Consider the following 18,993-nt stretch of genomic DNA (forward strand, 5'->3'; position numbering starts at 1 on the left):
TGCCGCACCGCGGGCACGGCTCCTCTTCGCATCCGACGTGATGAAGCCCGCCGGCCGCCACGCCGCATCCCGGGCAGCGGCCGTCTTCCTCGTGCGGCCTCGCGGCGAGCGTCACGCCGTCTGCGTATTCGACTTCGGAATTGGCGTGGCACGAGTCGGAAGCTTCGTCGCCGCAATACAAGCATTCTTTCATATCAAAGCCTAATCGAGACTCGCGTAAATCCGTGCCGCGGCGGCCGCGACGCCGACGGCGAGGAGGACCAGGAACCACGTTCGGCAGCGTCGCTGCTGCTGCTCGTAGTAGTTCCGGGGCGGGTTGCCGGGGGGCGGGAAGCACATCCTCCAGAACGACGCGAGCTGGTGGAGCGGCCCCGAGGGCTTCTTGTACGGCGTCGACGGCTTGTAGGGTCCGTAGCTTCGAGCCCCCTGCTCTTTCTCTCGTGGTTTCCTTTGGGCTTGGCTCACGCTCCTCCTCTACGGCCACCATGGGTCGGCGGCCCACCGAAGGAAGGCGATGCGGTGCTCGTCGGGCCAGACGTGCAACGCTTCCATCAGCTCGAAGCGTCCGCACTCCCAATCGGTCGAGGAATCCCAGACCGCGAGCACGAAGCTCGCGGTGACGCGTTCGCCGTGCGACACGCCGGAAGCCGCCCACCGGTTCAGCTCCTCGGGCGTGAACGGTTCGACCCCCCATGCGTGTCGCAGGCATGGGAAGCCTTGGGCGAGCTTAGTCATCTCCATTCGCGACGCTTCGTCATTCATGCTCCTCCTAGGGCATCTGCTCGGACATTCGTCGCGGCCTCTCCACCTCGGGGTTCAGAGCGTCAATCGCGAGCCCGATTTGAAGTCGAGCTTCTTCGTTGGGCTCCTTCGATTCGGCGTCTCGGAGTCGTTCGAGAACTTCAAAATGGTCTGGGCCTTCGTTCCTCCACTCCAAGCCGGAGAGGCAGAGCAAGGAAGCTGCCGCACTTCGAACCTCCGGGCTCTGCGAGTCTTCGAGGCTCTGGAGAAGCCATCCGTGCCAGATGGCTCGGTCGGCTTGCGATGGGTCTTGGGTCATGCTCATCCGACACCACATAATAAAAGCATGCTAGTAATATTAAATTATAAATCCAAAGTATCAATCGCGGCTTTGTATTCTCGGTCGAGCTTGATGAAAGCCTCGTGGCTGCCGCCCCGGTCGGGGTGATATCGCATCGCGAGCGTCCGATACGCTCGCTTGGCCTCAAGGGCGTTCTCCTGATTCGGCCGCTGTGCGAGCCGCCGAATCGCGTCCCAGAGGGGCTGGTCTTCGGGAGCTGGACTCCAAGGACCCGTCGTGCGTTCCGTGCGAGGGCCGACTTTAATGAATCGCTTGAGAAGCTCGACCTTCTCGGCTGCTTTCGCTCGCTCGTGCCTGAGCGTCCACAAGTCGTCCCTGACCCGCTCCCAATGCCGGACGGCTCGTTCGATGGTGTCGGTGCCGTCTTGCTCGCGTCCCAGATAGCAGAGCGTACGCTTCCGCGAGCGACCAAACTCGTCGCGGTAGCTCTCGACGAGGTAATAGCTTCGCGTGTTCCTGGAGCGGCGTAGGACGATGAAGGCCATGCGGGCAACTTAGCACGTCTCTACAGATACCACAGCCGGCCGCCCCGGGTCTCCCGACAGATACCACAGGGAGGCGGGCCGGGGCGGCCGGGGCGATTTACAGATACCACGAGGAGCGTCGGGCCGTGCCCAGCCTCCGAGTCGCGTCAAATATGGAAATTATGAAGACAAGTTATCAATAGCGTCCTCGTAAGCCGAATCCGCCCGCTGAACGCACCGGTCGACGCGTCGCATTATCATAATAGGTAATTATATTATATTCATTATCGTCCAAGTCGGATTCGCTCTACCAAATTCCTCGTGACGCCTCGTCGATTCCGCTTGTAGAGGTTCGTCGTGCGAACGTCGCTGTGCCCGAGGAGGGTTTGAATCTCGTCGGTGGGAACGCCCTGGTCGTGCAAGTCGGTGGCGATGGCGACGCGGAACGAGTGCGGCGAGACGCGGACGCCGATTCCGGCCTTCTCCGCGTGGCGTCGCATCATCTTGTAGACGTCGTTGCCGCTCATCGGCGTCTTCTTGAGCTGGCCCGTCCTGCCTGCTGCGGTGCGGAAGAGAAAGAGCGGATCCCATTCGCCGGTCTTCGGGTCTCTGGTCCGCTTCTCCTCCTTGACGCCGCTCCGCTCGAGGTACTCGTCGAAGAGGACCTTCAGGTCGTGGGCGACAGGGATTTCGCGGGATTTCCCGCGTTTCTCGTCGAAGTGGAGCATCCACTGACCGGGGGCCTCGTAGTAGTGCTGCCGCTGGAGGGCGGCGACGGCCCCGACGCGAGTCCCCGTGTAGGCGAGCGTTTGCAGGATGAGCCGGTCCCTCAAGCCCACGAGGTTCGTCGCGTCTATGCTCGCGAGAATCGCTCGAAACTGAGCGTCGGTGATTTCGGGCGTCTTACCCTCCACCATGTCGTAACGGACGGTCTCGGCCTCGGCCGCCGGGTTGATGAGGCAGATATGCCGCTCGACCAGAACACGGAAGAAACGCCTGAGAGCCGCGAGCGTCCGCTTCTTCTTCGACGGCCCGCCGGAGAGCTGCGAGAGGTAGCGGCCGACGTCGCCGGCCATGATGCGAGGAAGTTCTAGCTGCTCGCCCTCGCTCCACGCGAGGAAGTGCCGCACTGATTGCTGATAGGCTTTCCGCGTGTGGCGGTTCCTCACCTTCCCGTCGAAGAAGTCGGTCCACGCCTGGGCGGCCGGGCCTCCTGCTCTCGCGACCAACGCGGGAAGCCCTTCGCCTCCACGACCTGGTGGCGGTGCTTGTTCGGCGACGACGAGTTCGTGGGACACCGGTTCGTACCTCATGCTCTCTGTGACCAATAACGCTTCGCTTCTTCTAGAGCGGCGTCGCTACCACCTTCAAAGAGGCGTTCGATGCAGCGTCGATAGAAGCCACCCATAACGCGGTAGTTGAGCGGAGTCGGTTGGGCGTCTCCTCCGGTGGCGAGGATGACCTGAATGCTTTTGCGGCAGATGACTCGGCAATCGAGAATCCTCTCCGCCGAAATCGAAGGCGTGCACGCGACACCGTTCCTCGTGAGGCTCTCCTGCCAAAGCGGTTGATGGTCTGCCGGGTCAACGCTCGCTTGTCCGCAGCTCATCGCGTAAGCGATGAAGTCCTCATCTGGGTAGAGGTGGGTTTCGTCTACCTCCACCTTCGCTATCAAGAGGTCGTCGCGGCCTTTCGCAGCGGCAAGGGCGAAATAGACGGGGTAGGCATCGGTCAGATAAACGAATCCTCGCTTTGACCGGATAGCCCCTTTCCAGTTGCTTCGCCGCTTCGTCACCGCTCGCGGTTGAAGGCCCTCACGCTCGATGGCCTCGCGGTGGCTGCTCATGGTTCCGTGGTAGAGAATCACGCTCCTCCCACGTCCTTGGAATCGGTGCTTGGTCCGAATTGCGTTGGCTCCTTCTCCTCATTCATGTTCCTGCCCGTCCGTCCGTCCCGGTCCGGAAGCGAGTCATGTACGGCTCGGATGTTCCCCGCAAGCTCACGGACCCGACGCATCATCTCGGCGAGAGCTTTGCTCTTGAGCGAGTCGGCAGCTCCGTCGGCGAAATGAGCAGCGAGTTTGAGGAACTCCTTGGCCTGGGCGAGTTGATGGATTTGTCCCATCTCTGGGTCGTCGCTGGCGACGGCGGCACTCGGGTATTCGAGGTTCGTCGCCTTCTTACCCTCATCGTGTTCGATTATTTGCCGGACTCTCTGAGCTGAAGCCCCGACCTGATGAGCTATCGCGACCACGCTCACCCCCTCTCCCCTCAGCCGAAGTACTTCTTCACGTCGGAACGCGATGACCGCTGCCCGCTCGTCCCTCTGCCGCATCCATTCCTGGTGCTTGATTCGCCGCTCGAATTTCCGCCGTTGTAAAGCCTCGTCCACATCCCTCCTTTGACGGGTTTGGTTGCATGCGTGTTCTACCACGAAGTTTGTGCAGGATAAAGGGGGTTATCCTGCACAAAGGCAGGACGAGCAATTGCGTGGTTGGATTTAGCCCGATTGGACGTTATGACTCGGAAGCTCGGCGGGGTCAGAAGGAAATGAGCCTCGAAGGGGATGGGTCGAGGTCAGCTGCTCGAGGTGTCTTCAACCTGAGTCAGCCACTCCTTAAGCTGTGCTTCCAGCTGACCAACATAAAAATCCAGCTTCATTTTTACGGGCGACGAATTCAGGCCGTCTATCTTTTCCGGAAACGTCTCCCCGAAGTCTTCTGCGGAGTGGCTCAGTTGAAAGTCTGTCGCCTCATCGTCATAAAACTTTGGATTCTGTGAATATATATACGAATTAACTTGTGCTAGCACGCTGATTGCTTGGAGATACGCGAGCGTTCCCTGTCTGGCTGCTTCTCTGGCCCGGTCCTTATCAGCCTCCTCAAGCTCTTGGGTCTGGATGGAGAGCGTATGGATGGCCATCAAGAGGGCGGCCCCAGAGAACAGGGAGTTCACGACCCCAAACATGTCGCCGTACGTGCCCAACTGCGAGAGCACGCCCTTGATTCTCTCGAGGTCATCAGCTTTCTCAACCGTGAAAATCGACCACTTGAGGGCTATCAGCGGCAGGAAAGCGATTACGAACCACACCACTAGAAGGGCCAAGAGTGGAAAACCAAACCTGCGTGGCCTGTGTGCTCGCGGACGGGACATTGGTGTTTCCTCACGATGCCAGGAGGCGTCGATGCCGATTCGATTCCTAGGCGGCCAAGTTCATTAACGTGACCTTTGGGTCGACCGAACAGGAAAGAGAGACGGCCCCGTAGCCACAAGGGCCCGGGGCCGAAATCTCTTCATCGCTCCGGACGACAGGGACTCAGTTCGCAACCTCGTCCAGGTCGGAGAATCCGAGGTCCTGGTCGGTGGCCTTGGGTCGCAGCGTAGCCAACGCACCCGCCTTGCGACGGGTAATCATCGCGGCTGCCAGAACCATGGAGGGGAGGATGCGGCTGGTGCGGCGGGCGAACTCGTCCTGAAGCTTCTTGCCCAGCTCCGAGTTCAGGGCGTAGTTGTCGGAGGCGATTTGGAACTCCTCATGGATGGCGTCCAGATGAGCCAACTCCTCCTCATTCAAGTCGACCTGCGGCGTCCTGAATCCGCCCCCGGCATCACGGCCGAGCTTTTCCCAGCCCTTCCTCGCCCCCTTGTTGTCCTTTCGCCGCGAAATCATGTAGTGCAGCAGGTCGGGCCCCGTGTCGTCGCGGCCCGAGAGATTGTTCCACGTACTGACGAACCTCGCAAAGTCGTCAGGGCGTTGGGGATACTGGTCGATTGTGATGTCGAACTCACGATAGAGCGTCCTCAGCAGGGCGTCCTCGTGGTCCTGGAGTCGGAGAGAGAAGCGACGCTTACTCATCATGTCCCTCACGGACGAGCGTCCCCGGGGCGATGGTCCGTCAGCCCGGGAACTGGACCGTAACCGTCCCTTCATCCTCAGGGACATCCTGGTTCGCGATACCCATGGCGAAGTTGAGGCGGGCCCGAACCGCTTCGGGGCGGACCCCCGAGAGGTCGGCGATTTCTTTGAGGGACAGCTTGTTGGCGAGCACGGCTTCGTCAATCAACTGTTCGAAGCGGGTCGCCCGGTCGGGACGCACAACGCCGGGCTCGGCTGTCTTCCAGCCGCGGCGGGAGAACTCGACCCAGAGCATCTTCGCGTCCTGCTTCGAGATGAACGCCAGCTTCTCAGCCCGGTAGACCATCGCGGCCAACGAGATGCCGAACCGTTCCTTGAACTGCACCAGGCGAACCATCGAACGGCCCTCGAAGGCACGCTTGAGCTGGCTGCTCGGAAGCAGGAAGTGGGAGGCGAAGTCGAAGGCCCTAGACTCAAGTGCTTTGCTCTCCTGCTCGTCGCTGTCGCAATCGCCGAAGAGCACGTGGCCGAGCTCATGGGCCGCGTTGAGCCGGGACCGGTCGTTCGAGACGCTGGGGTTGAGGACCACGATGTACTCGTCGCCGTACTTCGCCGCGAGGCCGTCGATGCGAAGGTCGGTCGGGTTTTCGATGGTGCGGATGCCGAAGCTTTCAAGCACCTCGACGACGCTGGCGATGGGCTCGTCCTCGCGGTCGATGCCGAGCTTGCGTCGCGTCTCTCGGGCCAGTTCGTCGGGTTTGACCCCGTCCTTGGCCCGAAAGTCTTTGATGGTCGGCTTGAGGGGCCGCTTGAGCCGTTGTTCGAGGGTGACGTAAGCGTCCACCCAGCGTTGTACGTCGGCTTCGAAGCGGTGCATATCCGCCATGCGGACCTTGGATTTCAAGTTCCTATAGCGAACGCCCGTCAGGCATTTGCCGTGCTCCAGGAACCAGTTGAGAGGCCGGTCGTAAAGCTCGGCTAGGGCGGCGATGACGTCGAGCGGAGGGGTACTCCGACCGCTCTCGTAGTTAGCAATGGTCGCGTGGGAGATAGGGAATCGACGCGAGAGCCTCGTCGCGACGGCACGGGTAGACATCCCGGTCAAGGTTCGTGCCGCCTTCAGCTTGTTTGACAAGCTCGCCCGCACATCGTGCCCCTCGCTGATGCGTAGAGGTTGGCTGGCCATGGTGTCCGTCGTCTAAGAAATTTTACAAGCCGACTACGCCTTCAATTAAGTTTTACATCGGCATCGCTGGTGGTCAAGCCCGGTTCCCTCAGAAGTTTCCAGGAGAGCCAGAGCCGCAACCGCCATCTGGTTAGAACGGTATGTCGACCTTCTCGCTCGGCCGCGTCGGGTGGACGATGGTCAATCTAGGCATAACTTCGAGCAGGCCTTTCGCTCCGGCCAGGGTGACGGCCGTGCCGTGGAAGTTGAGTCGCTCGAGCCCGGAATCCGTGACTTTCGGGCCGCAAAGGGTAAAGGAGACGAACTTGGCGAGGCCCGCGAATCCGCTGGCGGGCGGCCGTCGCCCCTGAGCCGTAAAGCACGCACCAACTCGAGGCGATTTCGAGTCGGTCGAAATTCGTTCGAAATCCTTGCCTTACGGAAAACGGTAGATAGCTTGGAGGCACGTTCTTTCGCCCCATGCCTGGGCGAAGAGCTCGAGCGGGTCCGGTGCAGGTGAACGCGATGGCCACGACTTGGTGACGACGTTCCTCCGACGTGCTTCTGCGACGAGGCCGACTCATGTTCTGTCCGGGATGCGGCAACGAGATTTACGGGGACGCCCCCAACTTCTGCCCCCACTGCGGCAGGCCTCAGCCTGGGGCCGCCGTGGCTGCTGCTCAACCGCAGCAGGTCCTAGCACCGACCGGCCCTGTGGTGCCGAAGAAGACGAAGAAGCGGTTCCTCTGGAACTACCACACCTTCGATTGGGTCGGGCACTGCCCTACGTGCCACCTCGCCCATAGGTGGGAACACGTTCGATGCCCGAACGACGACGCCCCGATGGTGATGGCCTTCAACTGCTCGCGGTGGAACCCGTTCAAGTTCCCGATGCAGACGGCTCACCTGAGGTGCCTGAACAACTGCGGATACACGCTGTCGGGCTTCAACTGCACGCACGACAAAACTTTGGTGGCGGGCCAATCGGTCGAGTTCAGGCCGTCGATTCTCAGGGTATTTCTGTGGAATATTGGAAACACGCTGATGTGTATTATTGCATTAGCGTTCATGATTCCATTTTTGCTGTGGCTGGCCTTCATCCCGTACGCCGTCGTCACCGGGGGCTTGGCTAAGCTCGAGGCTTTCACTCGGTCGACGGGAGTATTCGCTCTCGGCATGTTCGGCTTCTGCAGTATCGCAGGTAAATTCCTGTGGGATTGGTGGCTTGAGACTTGGTGGTGGAAGTTCGTCCGGAATTTCGACTTAGAGCGGGTTCAACGCCGCTGAATCCCCTAGAGAGACGAGAAGGGGTCGCTTAAATCGAGGCCGGTCGCGTCGTAGAGCACCAGGTCCTTCACATCGACGAAGCCATCTGGATTTGAGTATATTGTAATTTCAAGTTTCTTTGGTGTTTTGCGTTGCTTGGGATTTAGAATCACCCAGGCCCAGCACTCGAGCCACTGCCCCGCCTGCGACTCGTCGCGGAACGTAGAGAAGCGGGAACTTGTGGTCGGAAAATTGAAGGTGACGAACAATCCCGGCGGGAGTTCGGCATCCATGCAAAGCGTCACCTGCCGTGGAACGCTCTCGACGCTCACGAGGCACCGGCAGGCGACTTGCTTAAGCGAGTGGTCGCCGTACGGCATTTTGAAAAGCGTGACTATCGGAGACCCTTTGATGGGCCAGCCCTTCCCCACCGCTTCCACCCGCCACCCGTCGCCGCGGCTATGACTCCTCTTCCTATCTACGACCGCGTCGGTCGGGTTGAACCGGCGGATGATTCTCGATAGGTCGGCGGTCGCCGCGAGCATACGCAGGTTCTGGTAAGCGACGTCGCCTTGGTAATCGCTCATCGACACGCGACACCTCGAATCTTAGGTTGCGAATATTTATATTAGTCTCATAATCGGGGCATGCGAGACGGGGAAGAGAAACGGTCGATACTCGAAGCTGTTCACGAGGGCTCGCTCGTCGAGCTCCCAGACTTTGCGAAGACTTTCGGCGTCCCGGGGCGTCTGTTCGTCACGCCGTTCATGATGAAGAAGCTCGGCGAGGATGGGGCCTACGAGCTCGAGGGCCGCATAGGCCTCGTCATCAACGGCCGGTTGAATTGGACGGGCTATCAGAAGTACGGGGCCGAGGACTGCGGCGACTCCTTCGCGGTGTTCGAGCCTCACGAACGATTCGGCCACGTCTTCGTGGTGGCCGAGAAGGGGAAGCTCGAGGAGCTGAACGTCGACGTGCCGGTCGTCAGCCCCATGCGGCCGGCCGCTTGAAGCCTTCACGGCGTGTAGCCCTGCGAGTGCTGGCTTCGGTCCATCTTGAACGACTGCTGCTCCCAGTCCCGGGTTATCGCCTTCTGCACCTCCTGGTCGTGCCGGTTCTGCTGCTGCCGCTCTTGTGAGAGCTCCCTCTGGGCCGCGTGCTGGGCGACCATCTCTTCTCGGAAGGGCGACACGGCCGCTATTCTCCCGCGGCTCCAACGTCCCTCCCCCCGCTCTATGAGGACGTACATCTCGTCGTCTTGCCGTCCTCGGTCCCTTCCCGCGGTGGGGCCGGCTTTGAAGTCCTGCGGCTCTCCGTCGTACGTGTGCGACGCACCTTCCCATTGGGCTCGCATGCCCACTTCGGGTTCCGTGGCTACGTCGTTCCAGCGGGCGACGACGTAGTTCTCGCTCATTCGCCCGCGATGGAACTCGACTCGCTCGAGGTGCTTGTCCACGCTGCGGGACTCGTGCTTTCGACTCTCCCGCAGGCTCGCGTGGTCCCACAATTCGACGGACTCGCCTCGCCGGCCCTCGCGTGCTTGAGGCACGGAATAGAGGGCGAGGCCCGACGACTTCCCGAGGTGCTCGTACGCCTTTTCTTCGTCGTCGAAAGACTTGATGACCGTGCCGACGATGCGGCCGTCTTTCTTCTCGACCGAGAGCGAGTCGACGAGTACGAACCACCGCTTATCGAGCCCCAGCTCACGCTCGAGCTCCTTCCCCTGGTGCAGGGTCGAGGCCAGGTGGTCCCCCTGGATTCGTGCCGTCTGCCATTCGCCGGAGCCGTCCCGGGCCTTCTGGGCGAGGTCAATCACCACCTCGCCGAACTCGCGGGACATCCGAATCAGGACGTCCCCCACCCCGCCGAATCGCTGCCCCTGTTCCTGACTCTCGACGTACTCCTTCGCTTGCCGAGCTGCCTCCTCCAGCTTGGCGAGGTCGGTCCGGAATTCCTGCTGCGAGCCGTTCGGCAGCACGCTGTCGAGCTTCACGCCCAGGTAGGAATGCTGGTCTTTCGTGGTCACGTCGAAGAGCTCGACGCGACTCGACGGGTTGAACTCGACCGTGAGGCGTTTGCTCAGGAGTTGAACTTGTGCCATGGGGCCGCCTCGTCTTCTTCCGGGTCCGCGTCGGTGAGGTTCGTGGAAAGGCCTTCCAAAGCTTTCCGCTCTCCAGCCGTGAGCGGTGGGAGCCTCTGCGTGTCGTCGCTACGCTCTTCGTACTCGATGATGTCCCGGTGCCGCTTCGGAATTCCCTCGACCATGTCGGGCGGATACCAGAACGCCCAGGGTCTCGAGCCGACGAGCGGGCTCTTCGCCCTCCCGTGGAGACCGCGAGTTTTGTTCGGAGGTTGAATTCCGTTCAGGAGCTCCGTCGGCGAATGAATCGGCCGGTCGTACCACTGCTGGCTCTTCTGGACGTTCCACGTCGTGTGCGGCATCTCCGGGCTGCGACCGCCGTAAGAGCCGACGCCGCCGAGCGAGACGCTTTTGACGGTCTCGAAGCCGCGTTCGCAGCCGAGGTCCTTGGAGGCGTACTCGGCGGATTCGACGTCGGTCTGCTGGAGGTACATGACGTTCGAGCACTGGCCGATGAATTCGGTGACCGTGTCGCCGTAGATTCGCCTGAGAGACGTTTGAGCCTGGTAAGTCAGGAGGACGACCACGCCGCGTGAGCGGAGTCGAAGGAACATGTCGGCCATGCGGGGCGCCGGATTGTCGCCGGCGAGCGTCTGGAACTCGTCGATGACGATGAACACCTTCCGCCTCGGGTCCTGCTGCTTCGAGTCGAGGAGCTCCGTCAACCGCATGAAGAGCACGCCGTTCATCGGGTCCTGGACGTAGCCGAATCTCGTATCCTTCGACACCACGAGGATTCCTTGATTCGTCCCGTCTATGAACTCCCGCAACGAGAGCGAACCGTTCTCGCGTCGTGCAGCCTCGAGATGGCAGGCGAGCACCTTCATCTGGGCGATTCGCGTATCGATGGTCGCTATGATGCTCGCCTTGGTCTCGCCGACCTTCCCGCCGTTCTCCTCGACGAGTCGCCTCGCCTGGACGAGGTACTCGTCCCGACCGAGCACTCTCTTCGTGAGCTCCGAGTCCTCGAGCACCAGACACACGAGCCGCAAATCGGCACGACCGTGCTTCACTCGCAACGCTTCGTAGACGCCCGCGAAGATGGTCCGCAGGGCGTCGCCGAAGAAGCGTTGCCGCTCGTTCGGGTCGTGCGGATGGAACGCATACGCGAGCGTGTTGCTGTCATTGACGGAGCTGTAGTCCCTCTCGAAGTCGACGGCCTTGCTTCGCTCGTCGCTCGTGCAGAAGTAGCGGATGGGGGACGAGAGGCCGATTGACGACAGCCAGGCGAAGAACTCCCGCTTCGGCTCGTACACGACGAGCTTCGCGTGCGGGTTCGCCTCGACCTCACGCAGGACGTCGAGCAGGAAGAGCTTCACGAGGTGGCTCTTGCCGCTGCCGCTCTTCCCGCAGATTCGATAGAAGCCCTCGTCGGCCTCGTCGGCCGGTAGATGCTTCTCGGCCCAGACGGTCGTGACACGCTTGCCGCCGAGGTTCCGCTTCGGGATGACCGGCATCCGTCGCTCGACGACTCCGCTCGGCGGCGACGGCAGCTTCAGGATTCTTTCCGAGGCCGGCCCGGTCCCCGCTTTTTGGGGGGCTCGGAGTTCTTTGGCAACGCCTTTCGAGCCGGCGATTTGAGCGAGCCTCGCGTTGAGCTCGCCGAGCTGTCTGAGAAAGGGCTCGCCTCCGGGGCTTCCTCCCTTCCGGCGGCTCGCTGCCGCCCCCCGGTGATGGCTTCGGCGGCACCTTCTCTTACGGCCTGCTCGACGTCCAACGCCAGTTGCCGGAGCTGCGGGTTCTCGGCGGCGAGCTCGTTCGCCCTGGTGATGGTCTCGGCCGCGGCCTCGAGCACCACCTTCGCGTGCCCCTGCTGCTCGGCGAATTCGACGGCGGCCACTTCCTTGGCCGCCGTCTCTTGGCCCCTGACGAACATCTTCCGGTGGAGGTCTTTCAAGCGTTCGTAGGTCGACATGGCTTCGGCTCCGGGCGGGACGTGGGGGAGTCACCATGTGGAGCGATTGTACCAACAATGTTGGATTTTCGGCATGAACGTTTTGGAATGCGATGAAGCCCCCGTCGGCCTTGCGATTTTCCCTGTTGCCAGCTCGGACGGCCTTCGCTAGAAACTGCGTACGCGGAAACGCAGAGTGTTGCGTACGCGAAATTTCAAAAGGCCGATAATCGATGATAATCACAGTGGCCAGCTTCAAGGGGGGGGTCGGGAAGACGACTACCGCCGTCCACTTGGCCGCCGTCCTCCAGGAGCACAAGCCGACGCTCCTGATTGACGGGGACCCGAACCGGAGCGTCACCGGCTGGAGCAAGCGAGGCTCCCTCCCCTACAAGGTCGTGGACGAACGCTTGGCCGCTCGCCATGCGGGCGATTACGAGCACCTCATCTTCGACACGAAGGCCCGCCCGGAGCGGGACGACCTCGTCGCCCTGGCCGAAGGATGCGACCTGCTCATCATCCCGACGACGCCCGACGCGATGGCCCTCGAGGCCCTGGACCTCATGCTGAGGATGCTCTCGGAGACGAAGGTCAAACACTACCGCGTCTTGATAACGAAGTTCCCTCCCCCGCCGAGGACGGTAGGCCAGCAAGCCAGGCAGGCCCTCTTCGAGGCTGACATCCCGGTCTTCGATTCGCACATCCGGCTCTACGCCGCTTTCGAGAAGGCGGCCGAGCAAGGTTTTCTCGTGAGCGACGTCAAAGACGCGAAGGCCAAGGAGTGTTGGGCCGATTACGTCGCGGTCGGGAAGGAGGTCCTACGATGAGCAACTTCAAGGCTATCTTGAGCCGCCACAAAGGCGAGGACGTCGCGGCGGATGAAGAACTCGCTCCCGATGAGAAGGCTGCCGCCCCCTCCCCTGCCCCGCTCGCTCCTCCGACGCCTGAGCCGGTCGTCGAGCCTCAGCCCAGAACGAAGTCGAAGCCTCGGGTTCAAGCTGCGGAGGCCCCGCGGCGGGTCGGACGTCCGCCCGGCAAGCGTTCCGACGAGAATCACGTGCAGGTGACGGCCTACATCCGACGAGACACCCACTTCGGCGTGAAGCAGGTACTCCTGGCAGAGCAGAAAGGCCGCGATTTCAGCGTCCTCGTCGAAGAGCTTCTGGCCAAATGGCTTAAGTCGCGTACGTGAAATTTCAGATACGCAAAATTTCGCGTACCCAGACTTTCGCGTACCCGGGTTTTTGACTACTCGCCGGTTTGCGTACGCAGTCGCCTTCCCTCCTTGCCGTCTCTCCGGTTCCGGCCCGAGGCGATTTCCCGTCAAGTCTCGCCAATCCATCGAAGCCGACGCCGGGGTCACGGCAAGACGGCAATTCCTTTCGGCCGAGCTCCATCGACGTCCGACCTCTAGAGCAGGGGAGGGGTCACCCTCGAAACCCGCACCAGTCAGCCCCGCCGACGGGGCTCGTTCCCTGGAGCTCCTAGCGATGAGCGGCGAGGCCACATCTTCGAAGCCGAAAAGGCGAAATGCCAGCAAGACGGCCCCCCGGCAAGACGACCAGAAGGTAAAGGTGACGCTCTACGTCGCCGCCGACCTGGCCAAGCGGTTCGCGACGCATGCCGTCTACACCGACATGGACAAGTCCGCCTTGTTCGCCGAGATGATTCGCGAGCACTGCAAGCGGTTCGTGGTGAGCGACCGGGCCAGGGTCACCGAGGACCAATCCGAGGGTGCCGAGTGAAGGGCGGGGGGACGTTTCGCGTACGCGAATTGTTGACAACTCGCGTACGCGGAATTTCGACGATTCGCGTACGCAGAATTCTCTCTGCCGGCCGGCCGCGTACGCGGAATTTCAACCTGCCACGTACCCGAGTACGCGAAACGCCTCTCATTTGCGTACGCAGATACTCGCGTACGCGAAAGTCCGGATGTTCGGACCTCCAGCCTTACGCTCGCGGCCACCTGGCATTTCGCGTACGCGGCTATTTGCGTAGTCGACATTCCGCGTACGCGGCCACGCGATTGGGCTCCCGCGAGCGGGGACCCGACGATTCGTCCCGAGTGCTGAAGCAGGCCCCGCGGGGAGGCGACCCGCCTAGGGGTGCTCGACACCTCGGCGGTATCGCGGCCGTCGTTTCGGCGACGGGGCGGGTCGGCGAGCCCCGGCTGCCGCCGGGGTCGTCGGCCCCCTGTTGACCGGCTCGAGCGGCGAATCCGCTTCCCGCAGCCCCGCCCACCCCGTCGCCAAACCCCTCAGAATCGACGCCACCGCATTTTCGCGGGCCGAGCCATGGGAGAGGTAGGGCAGGGGGCGATTCGAGCCCTGTCAGCCGTCCTGGGACGTTTGGCGGACCTGCCGGTTCGTCGAAGCTTCTTCCCGCTCGATGAGCCGCCTCAGGTAGTCCTTGCGAATCGGGGTCATCAGCATCGACCGAAACTTCGGCGTCGCCTCCAGCTGCTGACGAGCCTCCTCGCCCGCCTCGGCCAGGGCCTTGGCCTCGAGCGACGCCCGCTCGTCGGGAGTCATCGCCTCCCATCGCTGGGACAGCCGCCTCTCGAGGTCGTCCTCTCGACGCTTCGCCTCCATTCGGAGTCGAGCTCCCTCGTGCTCCTGCTCCCGCTTCAGCCGCTCGGCCGCCAGCCGCTTCTCCCGCTCGGCCTTGGACTCGAAGCCCTTCGGGACGGCGAGGTATCGGTCCCTGATGGATGAGACGAGATACCCGGTCGGGCTCTCCTTGATGATTTTCTGGTTCTTCTGCGACAGCACCCACTCGAGCACCTCGAGTCGGAGCGTGATGAGCTCCGGGGGCCGGGTCCGCACGAGCTCTTCAGCCACCTCGGCCGCCACGCCACGCGAGACCAGCTCGGCGACGAGGCCCCGGGGCTCCTGGGGATTTTCGAGCGGCACGTCGGCGGGGAGGGAGGCTCCAACCTTCCGCTCGAATCGGATGAGCCACTGCCCCTTGCCGACCTTCGCGTATCGCTCCTCGAGGCCCATCGGCTCGATGAACGCGGCCCGCTCCTTGGTCGCGTGCGAGAGCTCCTCAATCGCCGGCAGGAGCTTGTTCTTGATTTGACCCACGTTGTACTTCCGGCTCAGCCCGATGTGCTCGAACGCGAAGTCCTTGAGGTCGAACTCCCAGCACGGCTTGACCCAGAAGCGTTTGTCGAGGAAGCGATACATCCGCTTCGCTATGGACGTCGAAAACGAGAAATATGCGTCGATGTCAAGCCGCTTGAGCGACCCGGCCTGGAAGCTCCGGAAGACCACCTCGTTCCAGCTGAACGACGAGAGGGCGAGCTCGGGTTGTCCCATGGACCTCCGGACTCGCTTGGTCGCCTCGTCGACGAACGTCGCCCGCTCGATGATGTGGAACGTCTCGCTCACCATCGTGCCGGTTTCTTTGTTGTACCAGGCGTTGTCGTAGTAGAGCGTCACGCCCGCCCAACGATTGATGGCCTCCTGAATCCGACGGTAGCTCTTCCCGTCGTCGGGCCAGCCGAGGATTCGGACGAGCTCGTAACGCGAGAACGAGACTTTGGGGCTCGTGAAATCGTTCCTGAGCTTCGTGAGCTGGATGAGGGCCACGAGCACTTCGTCGTCAATCGCGGTGGGAAGGCCGTAGGCGTCGCCGCCGGTGATGGTGACCTTGCGTCTGGCCGGCTGCGAATCGCTGTCGCGGGCCCCAATTTCGAAGACGAGCGTCTTGCATCCCTTGGGGACCCGGTCGCTCAGGAGCGTGATGGGGAACTCGGCGAGGTTCAGTTCGTCACGCCCGAAGGACGCTCGGATGGCCTCTCGGGGGTCGTGTTGGTCGTGTTCGGGAGGGGTTTCCATCCTGCAGCCTTCGAAAAAAGAGCAGCAACCGCTCCTGTTGCTGTCTTAGTTAATAGTTTAGATACAATAAGTTTAGGGGTCGAAAACCCCTTTGATATCAATGACTTACGGCGAAAAATGTTCCCCGAATCCCGGTGTTTTCGAGGAAAAGGTTCCCCGGTTCCCGGTAAAAGGTTCCCCGGTTCCCGGTAAAAATGTTCCCCGAATCCCGGTGTCAGGTGACGATAATGTTCCCGAAATCCCGGTAAGTCAAGAGTCTTCGACACGCTCCCGAGCGAACGAACCTGCCTGCTTTGCCGGTTCTGCCGATTGGGCCTTCCGGGCATGCAGCCCAGAACCTCACTGGGAGCCTCGGAAATGTTCCCCGGTTCCGCCGAGGGCGGCGTCCGGGGGATAAAAAGGTTCCCCGAATCTGGAGGCCGCCCGCGAGCCGGGATGAAAACCCGCATCCGACTCCAGGTGGGAGCGGGGGAGGGGATAAAAATGTTCCCCGGTTCTGGGAGCCCATGACGCTTCGGTCTCAGACCGGGAACCTGAAAGCGTGAGCTTCCTGGCTTTGCCCTGTCCCGTCCCCTTCATCCTCGCCCCTCGCTCTTGAAGGGGGCGGGGATGAAGGGGATGGGGCTGGGCACCCGGTCCGGCCGTCGGCAGCACCACAGCCGCTGTCCTGTTTAGCTGACTCCGAGCCCCCTCGACCTTCGGCGGCAGGAGCCGCCGAAACCGTCCCGGAGGGACACCCTCTGAGGCGACGGGGTCCAGTCAAGGAACATGACGAGCAGGATGCTCGGCGTGTTCCTTGCCCCGGCGCCGGTCTGGTTGTCCGGCAGGGCAGGAGGCCGACAGCCCCCCGGTTTGGGGTTCAGAAAGTGTTCCACGCGTTCCACGGCCGAAAGTCGGAGTCGATTTTTGCTGTCCCACCGGCAGGCTAACCCATTGAATCTCCTGGGCACAACCCAGTGGGACACCTGACGTTGGACGCTCGAACAAAGCGACTGTTCCAAGGTGCCCGAATCGAATTGACACACATTATAAAATAAATATATGATGAATTGACTAAACTAGACTAAGCCAGGTATGGTCCTATGGACGTCACGAACATCCACGAGGCTAAGACGCACCTCTCAAAGCTCCTCGAACGAGTTGAGCAGGGAGAGGAAATCGTCATCGCTCGTGCTGGTCGTCCGGTCGCGAAGCTCGTGCCTTACGAAGCGGCTCATGAACGACGGAAAGGGGGTCAGCTTCGGGGCCGGATTTGGATGGCTCCGGATTTCGACGAGCTGCCGGAGGGGTTCGCTGAAGCTTTTGGAATAACCTCAGTCAAAGACGATGTACTCGCTTGATACCCATACCTTCCTTTGGTGGCTCGATACTCCTGAACAACTGAAGCCGGCGACCCGAGAAATCATCGAGGACCCAACAAATTTAATTTATGTGAGTGCCGCCGTTAGCTGGGAAATCACGGTCAAGAGAGCCCTCAAAAAGCTTTCGTTCGAGCACGACTTTGAAGCCGTGATTGCCCTGAACAACTTCCTGCCTCTCCCGATTACGGTCCATCACACGCTCGCTCTCGACAAATTGCCAAACCACCATCGGGACCCGTTCGACCGAATCCTTGTGGCTCAAGCCTTGTCCGGCGGCTTCACGCTCGTCACGCGGGATCCAGATATTCCGAAATACGGCGTGCCTGTCCTGGCCGCGTGAGCGGGCCGGAAAACCCGAGTCATCAATAAAACTGCATTTGAAACCGGCTGGTAATTCTGCTTCGGATATTGGGATTTCCTGGGGGCGGAAACCCGGAAAACCACCCCCAAAACCCCAATTCCGTAAGTCCTTGTCATCATTACGCTTCGGCGTAATGGACAGGTGTGCGGTTTAGGTGATGGGAGTATGTAAGAGGCGTGCGTGCTGAGGGTGGCAGAGGTGGCGTCCGTGCGTGTGAGGAGTCGTTGGGAGTGAGGTGTCGGGGGTGGTCGTGAGTGAGTGAGGAGCGAGGTGCGGGGGGCGTCGCGGGGCGTGAGGTGAGAGGCGAGGTGCGTCGGGGGAGCGTGAGAGAGGGTAGAGGGTGTTAGAGAGAGAGCGAGGGGCCGTGGTCGTGTCGGTGGCCTTGGTCTTGGGACTGCTCCCTTTTTACCCCGTGCCGCGGGTCGTCGGAAATCGAGTGCTCGACCTGGCCCGCGGGCCTGTCGACGATGGCGTGGGCCATCGTCTTGGGCCGCTCGCGTGCGGCGGCACGCACGAGGTCGGCGAGCTCCTTCCCGGCGGTGTCCTTGTCGCAGAAAAGGTGCGTCGAAAATACCGAGCGGCTCGCCTGGACGTAGGTCATGTGTCGGTCGGTGAACATGCCGCCGAGCAGGACGTGGACGTGGTCCAAGGTAGCACCCTGGGCTTTGAAGGTGGTCGAGGCGTAGCCGAGCCGCAGCTTCTCGGGCTGGTACCGGTTGAAGGCCACGTCGATTTCTCGGTCGTCGTCCTCGAGCCGCACGCGGATTTTCTTTCGGTCCGGGTCGACGTCGACGACGGTTCCGCCGTCGCCGTTCGAGACGCCGAGCGGCTTCGAGTTTAGGAGGAATTGGAGCCTGTCGCCGGGGTGGAAATTGACCCCGTTCGCATGAATTTTCTTTTCTCCGTCCACCTCGCCGGCCCGAATCCGCTCGGCCTGGGCCAGCACGTTGAGCTGCTTCACCTCGCAATTGAGCGACGCGAGCATCAGGACCGAATCGGGTTTGAAGATGCCCCCGTCCGCCTTCCACTGCTCGACGAGCTCGGCCATCGCCTGCGTCCGCGTCTTCGCGATGTGGACGAGCCCCCGTTGCCTGAAGGCGTCTATCGCTTCCTGCGAGTTCCCAGCCCGGAAGTCGGTCACGGCCTGCCTCTGCCACGGCTCGTTCTGCCGCCGCACCGTCGTGAGCTCCGCCTCTTTCAGGGCGTCGCCCATGTACCGGAAAGGTCCTCCGGCCATGATGGGCTGAATCTGCACCCTGTCGCCCGCGAGGACGAGCCGGGACCCTTCGGCGTCCGCGAGGTATTTGCTGAGTCGGGCCATGTGCTTCGTGCCGACCATGCCGGCCTCGTCGACGACGACGACGGAGCGGCCGTCGAGCGAGACCTCGCCGCGGTCGAGTCGGTTCAGCAACCCGTCGAGGGTGCCGGACTTGATGCCGGTCCCGCGTTCGAGCCGCTTCGCGGTCTTCGCCGCGACCGTGGCGCCGATGACTTCGCGTCCCTCTGATTCCCAAATCTCGCGACACGTCTCGAGGGTCCACGT

The 18,993-nt window shown here is 61.8% G+C and carries 22 protein-coding genes; 7 read left to right on the forward strand and 15 right to left on the reverse strand.

Annotation, left to right across the window (positions count from 1 at the left end; translation table 11 throughout):
* Positions 1 to 201 precede the first annotated feature (201 nt).
* From G5C50_RS29185 to G5C50_RS29225, 9 genes are all read right to left on the reverse strand, one after another.
* Entirely contained in the window at positions 202 to 465 is a 264-nt protein-coding gene (locus tag G5C50_RS29185; RefSeq protein WP_165074826.1) for a hypothetical protein, read from the reverse strand.
* A gap of 9 nt (positions 466 to 474) precedes the next feature.
* A complete protein-coding gene (locus tag G5C50_RS29190) occupies positions 475 to 762 on the reverse strand; it encodes a hypothetical protein (RefSeq protein ID WP_165074828.1) in 288 nt (95 codons plus the stop codon).
* A gap of 342 nt (positions 763 to 1,104) precedes the next feature.
* Complete coding sequence (locus G5C50_RS29195; RefSeq protein WP_165074830.1) at positions 1,105 to 1,587, reverse strand: hypothetical protein; 483 nt, start codon at positions 1,585 to 1,587, stop codon at positions 1,105 to 1,107.
* Between the two features lie 263 nt (positions 1,588 to 1,850).
* Positions 1,851 to 2,864, reverse strand: coding sequence for a tyrosine-type recombinase/integrase (locus G5C50_RS29200; protein ID WP_165074832.1), 1,014 nt, complete (start codon positions 2,862 to 2,864; stop codon positions 1,851 to 1,853).
* Between the two features lie 11 nt (positions 2,865 to 2,875).
* Positions 2,876 to 3,433 carry a hypothetical protein gene (locus G5C50_RS29205; RefSeq protein WP_165074834.1) on the reverse strand — a complete coding sequence of 186 codons (558 nt, stop codon included), beginning with the start codon at positions 3,431 to 3,433 and terminating at the stop codon, positions 2,876 to 2,878.
* Positions 3,430 to 3,957 (reverse strand): hypothetical protein, encoded by a 528-nt coding sequence (locus G5C50_RS29210; RefSeq protein ID WP_165074836.1) that lies wholly within the window; start codon positions 3,955 to 3,957, stop codon positions 3,430 to 3,432. Before G5C50_RS29210 ends, G5C50_RS29205 begins: the two co-directional genes overlap by 4 nt.
* A 185-nt stretch (positions 3,958 to 4,142) precedes the next feature.
* Positions 4,143 to 4,718 (reverse strand): hypothetical protein, encoded by a 576-nt coding sequence (locus G5C50_RS29215; RefSeq protein ID WP_165074838.1) that lies wholly within the window; start codon positions 4,716 to 4,718, stop codon positions 4,143 to 4,145.
* A gap of 163 nt (positions 4,719 to 4,881) precedes the next feature.
* Positions 4,882 to 5,421: a hypothetical protein gene (locus G5C50_RS29220; RefSeq protein ID WP_165074840.1), complete on the reverse strand. Its 540-nt coding sequence runs from the start codon at positions 5,419 to 5,421 to the stop codon at positions 4,882 to 4,884.
* A gap of 40 nt (positions 5,422 to 5,461) precedes the next feature.
* The gene (locus G5C50_RS29225) at positions 5,462 to 6,607 is read right to left on the reverse strand and encodes a helix-turn-helix domain-containing protein (RefSeq protein WP_255487579.1); all 1,146 of its coding nucleotides are present in this window, start codon (positions 6,605 to 6,607) and stop codon (positions 5,462 to 5,464) included.
* Between the two features lie 561 nt (positions 6,608 to 7,168).
* Here G5C50_RS29225 and G5C50_RS29230 point away from each other — a divergent pair.
* Positions 7,169 to 7,873: a hypothetical protein gene (locus G5C50_RS29230; RefSeq protein WP_165074844.1), complete on the forward strand. Its 705-nt coding sequence runs from the start codon at positions 7,169 to 7,171 to the stop codon at positions 7,871 to 7,873.
* Between the two features lie 5 nt (positions 7,874 to 7,878).
* Here the strand turns inward: G5C50_RS29230 and G5C50_RS29235 are convergent, their stop codons facing one another.
* Positions 7,879 to 8,439, reverse strand: coding sequence for a hypothetical protein (locus G5C50_RS29235; protein ID WP_165074846.1), 561 nt, complete (start codon positions 8,437 to 8,439; stop codon positions 7,879 to 7,881).
* A 60-nt stretch (positions 8,440 to 8,499) separates the two neighbouring features.
* On the opposite strand from G5C50_RS29235, the gene G5C50_RS29240 reads away from it, so the two are divergent.
* On the forward strand, positions 8,500 to 8,862 hold the full coding sequence (locus G5C50_RS29240; protein ID WP_165074848.1) for a hypothetical protein: 363 nt from the start codon (positions 8,500 to 8,502) through the stop codon (positions 8,860 to 8,862).
* Between the two features lie 5 nt (positions 8,863 to 8,867).
* On the opposite strand, the gene G5C50_RS29245 is transcribed toward G5C50_RS29240, so the two are convergent.
* From G5C50_RS29245 to G5C50_RS29255, 3 genes are read right to left on the reverse strand one after another with little or no spacing between them, the layout of a single operon-like run.
* The gene (locus G5C50_RS29245) at positions 8,868 to 9,953 is read right to left on the reverse strand and encodes a hypothetical protein (RefSeq protein WP_165074850.1); all 1,086 of its coding nucleotides are present in this window, start codon (positions 9,951 to 9,953) and stop codon (positions 8,868 to 8,870) included.
* The gene (locus G5C50_RS29250; protein WP_165074852.1) at positions 9,932 to 11,449 is read right to left on the reverse strand and encodes a type IV secretory system conjugative DNA transfer family protein; all 1,518 of its coding nucleotides are present in this window, start codon (positions 11,447 to 11,449) and stop codon (positions 9,932 to 9,934) included. The genes G5C50_RS29245 and G5C50_RS29250 overlap by 22 nt, the downstream gene beginning before the upstream one ends.
* 38 nt (positions 11,450 to 11,487) lie before the next feature.
* Positions 11,488 to 11,907 (reverse strand): hypothetical protein, encoded by a 420-nt coding sequence (locus tag G5C50_RS29255; protein WP_165074854.1) that lies wholly within the window; start codon positions 11,905 to 11,907, stop codon positions 11,488 to 11,490.
* A 212-nt stretch (positions 11,908 to 12,119) separates the two neighbouring features.
* Here G5C50_RS29255 and G5C50_RS29260 point away from each other — a divergent pair, with 212 nt between their 5' ends.
* The 3 genes from G5C50_RS29260 (at position 12,120) to G5C50_RS29270 (ending at position 13,631) form a co-directional block, all read left to right on the forward strand.
* A complete protein-coding gene (locus G5C50_RS29260; protein WP_165074856.1) occupies positions 12,120 to 12,713 on the forward strand; it encodes a ParA family protein in 594 nt (197 codons plus the stop codon).
* Positions 12,710 to 13,078 carry a hypothetical protein gene (locus tag G5C50_RS29265; protein ID WP_206107909.1) on the forward strand — a complete coding sequence of 123 codons (369 nt, stop codon included), beginning with the start codon at positions 12,710 to 12,712 and terminating at the stop codon, positions 13,076 to 13,078. Before G5C50_RS29260 ends, G5C50_RS29265 begins: the two co-directional genes overlap by 4 nt.
* Positions 13,079 to 13,460: 382 nt before the next feature.
* On the forward strand, positions 13,461 to 13,631 hold the full coding sequence (locus G5C50_RS29270) for a hypothetical protein (protein WP_165074858.1): 171 nt from the start codon (positions 13,461 to 13,463) through the stop codon (positions 13,629 to 13,631).
* A gap of 585 nt (positions 13,632 to 14,216) precedes the next feature.
* Here G5C50_RS29270 and G5C50_RS29275 read toward each other — a convergent pair.
* Positions 14,217 to 15,728: a replication initiator protein A gene (locus G5C50_RS29275; RefSeq protein WP_165074860.1), complete on the reverse strand. Its 1,512-nt coding sequence runs from the start codon at positions 15,726 to 15,728 to the stop codon at positions 14,217 to 14,219.
* A 1,082-nt stretch (positions 15,729 to 16,810) separates the two neighbouring features.
* On the opposite strand from G5C50_RS29275, the gene G5C50_RS29280 reads away from it, so the two are divergent.
* Complete coding sequence (locus G5C50_RS29280) at positions 16,811 to 17,068, forward strand: type II toxin-antitoxin system Phd/YefM family antitoxin (RefSeq protein ID WP_165074862.1); 258 nt, start codon at positions 16,811 to 16,813, stop codon at positions 17,066 to 17,068.
* A complete protein-coding gene (locus G5C50_RS29285; RefSeq protein WP_165074864.1) occupies positions 17,055 to 17,429 on the forward strand; it encodes a type II toxin-antitoxin system VapC family toxin in 375 nt (124 codons plus the stop codon). Before G5C50_RS29280 ends, G5C50_RS29285 begins: the two co-directional genes overlap by 14 nt.
* 364 nt (positions 17,430 to 17,793) lie before the next feature.
* Here the strand turns inward: G5C50_RS29285 and G5C50_RS29290 are convergent.
* Positions 17,794 to 18,993: AAA family ATPase (locus tag G5C50_RS29290; RefSeq protein ID WP_165074866.1), on the reverse strand; the 1,200-nt coding region annotated here is incomplete at its 5' end.

The organism is Paludisphaera rhizosphaerae (assembly GCF_011065895.1).
Taxonomy (GTDB): Bacteria; Planctomycetota; Planctomycetia; order Isosphaerales; family Isosphaeraceae; genus Paludisphaera; species Paludisphaera rhizosphaerae.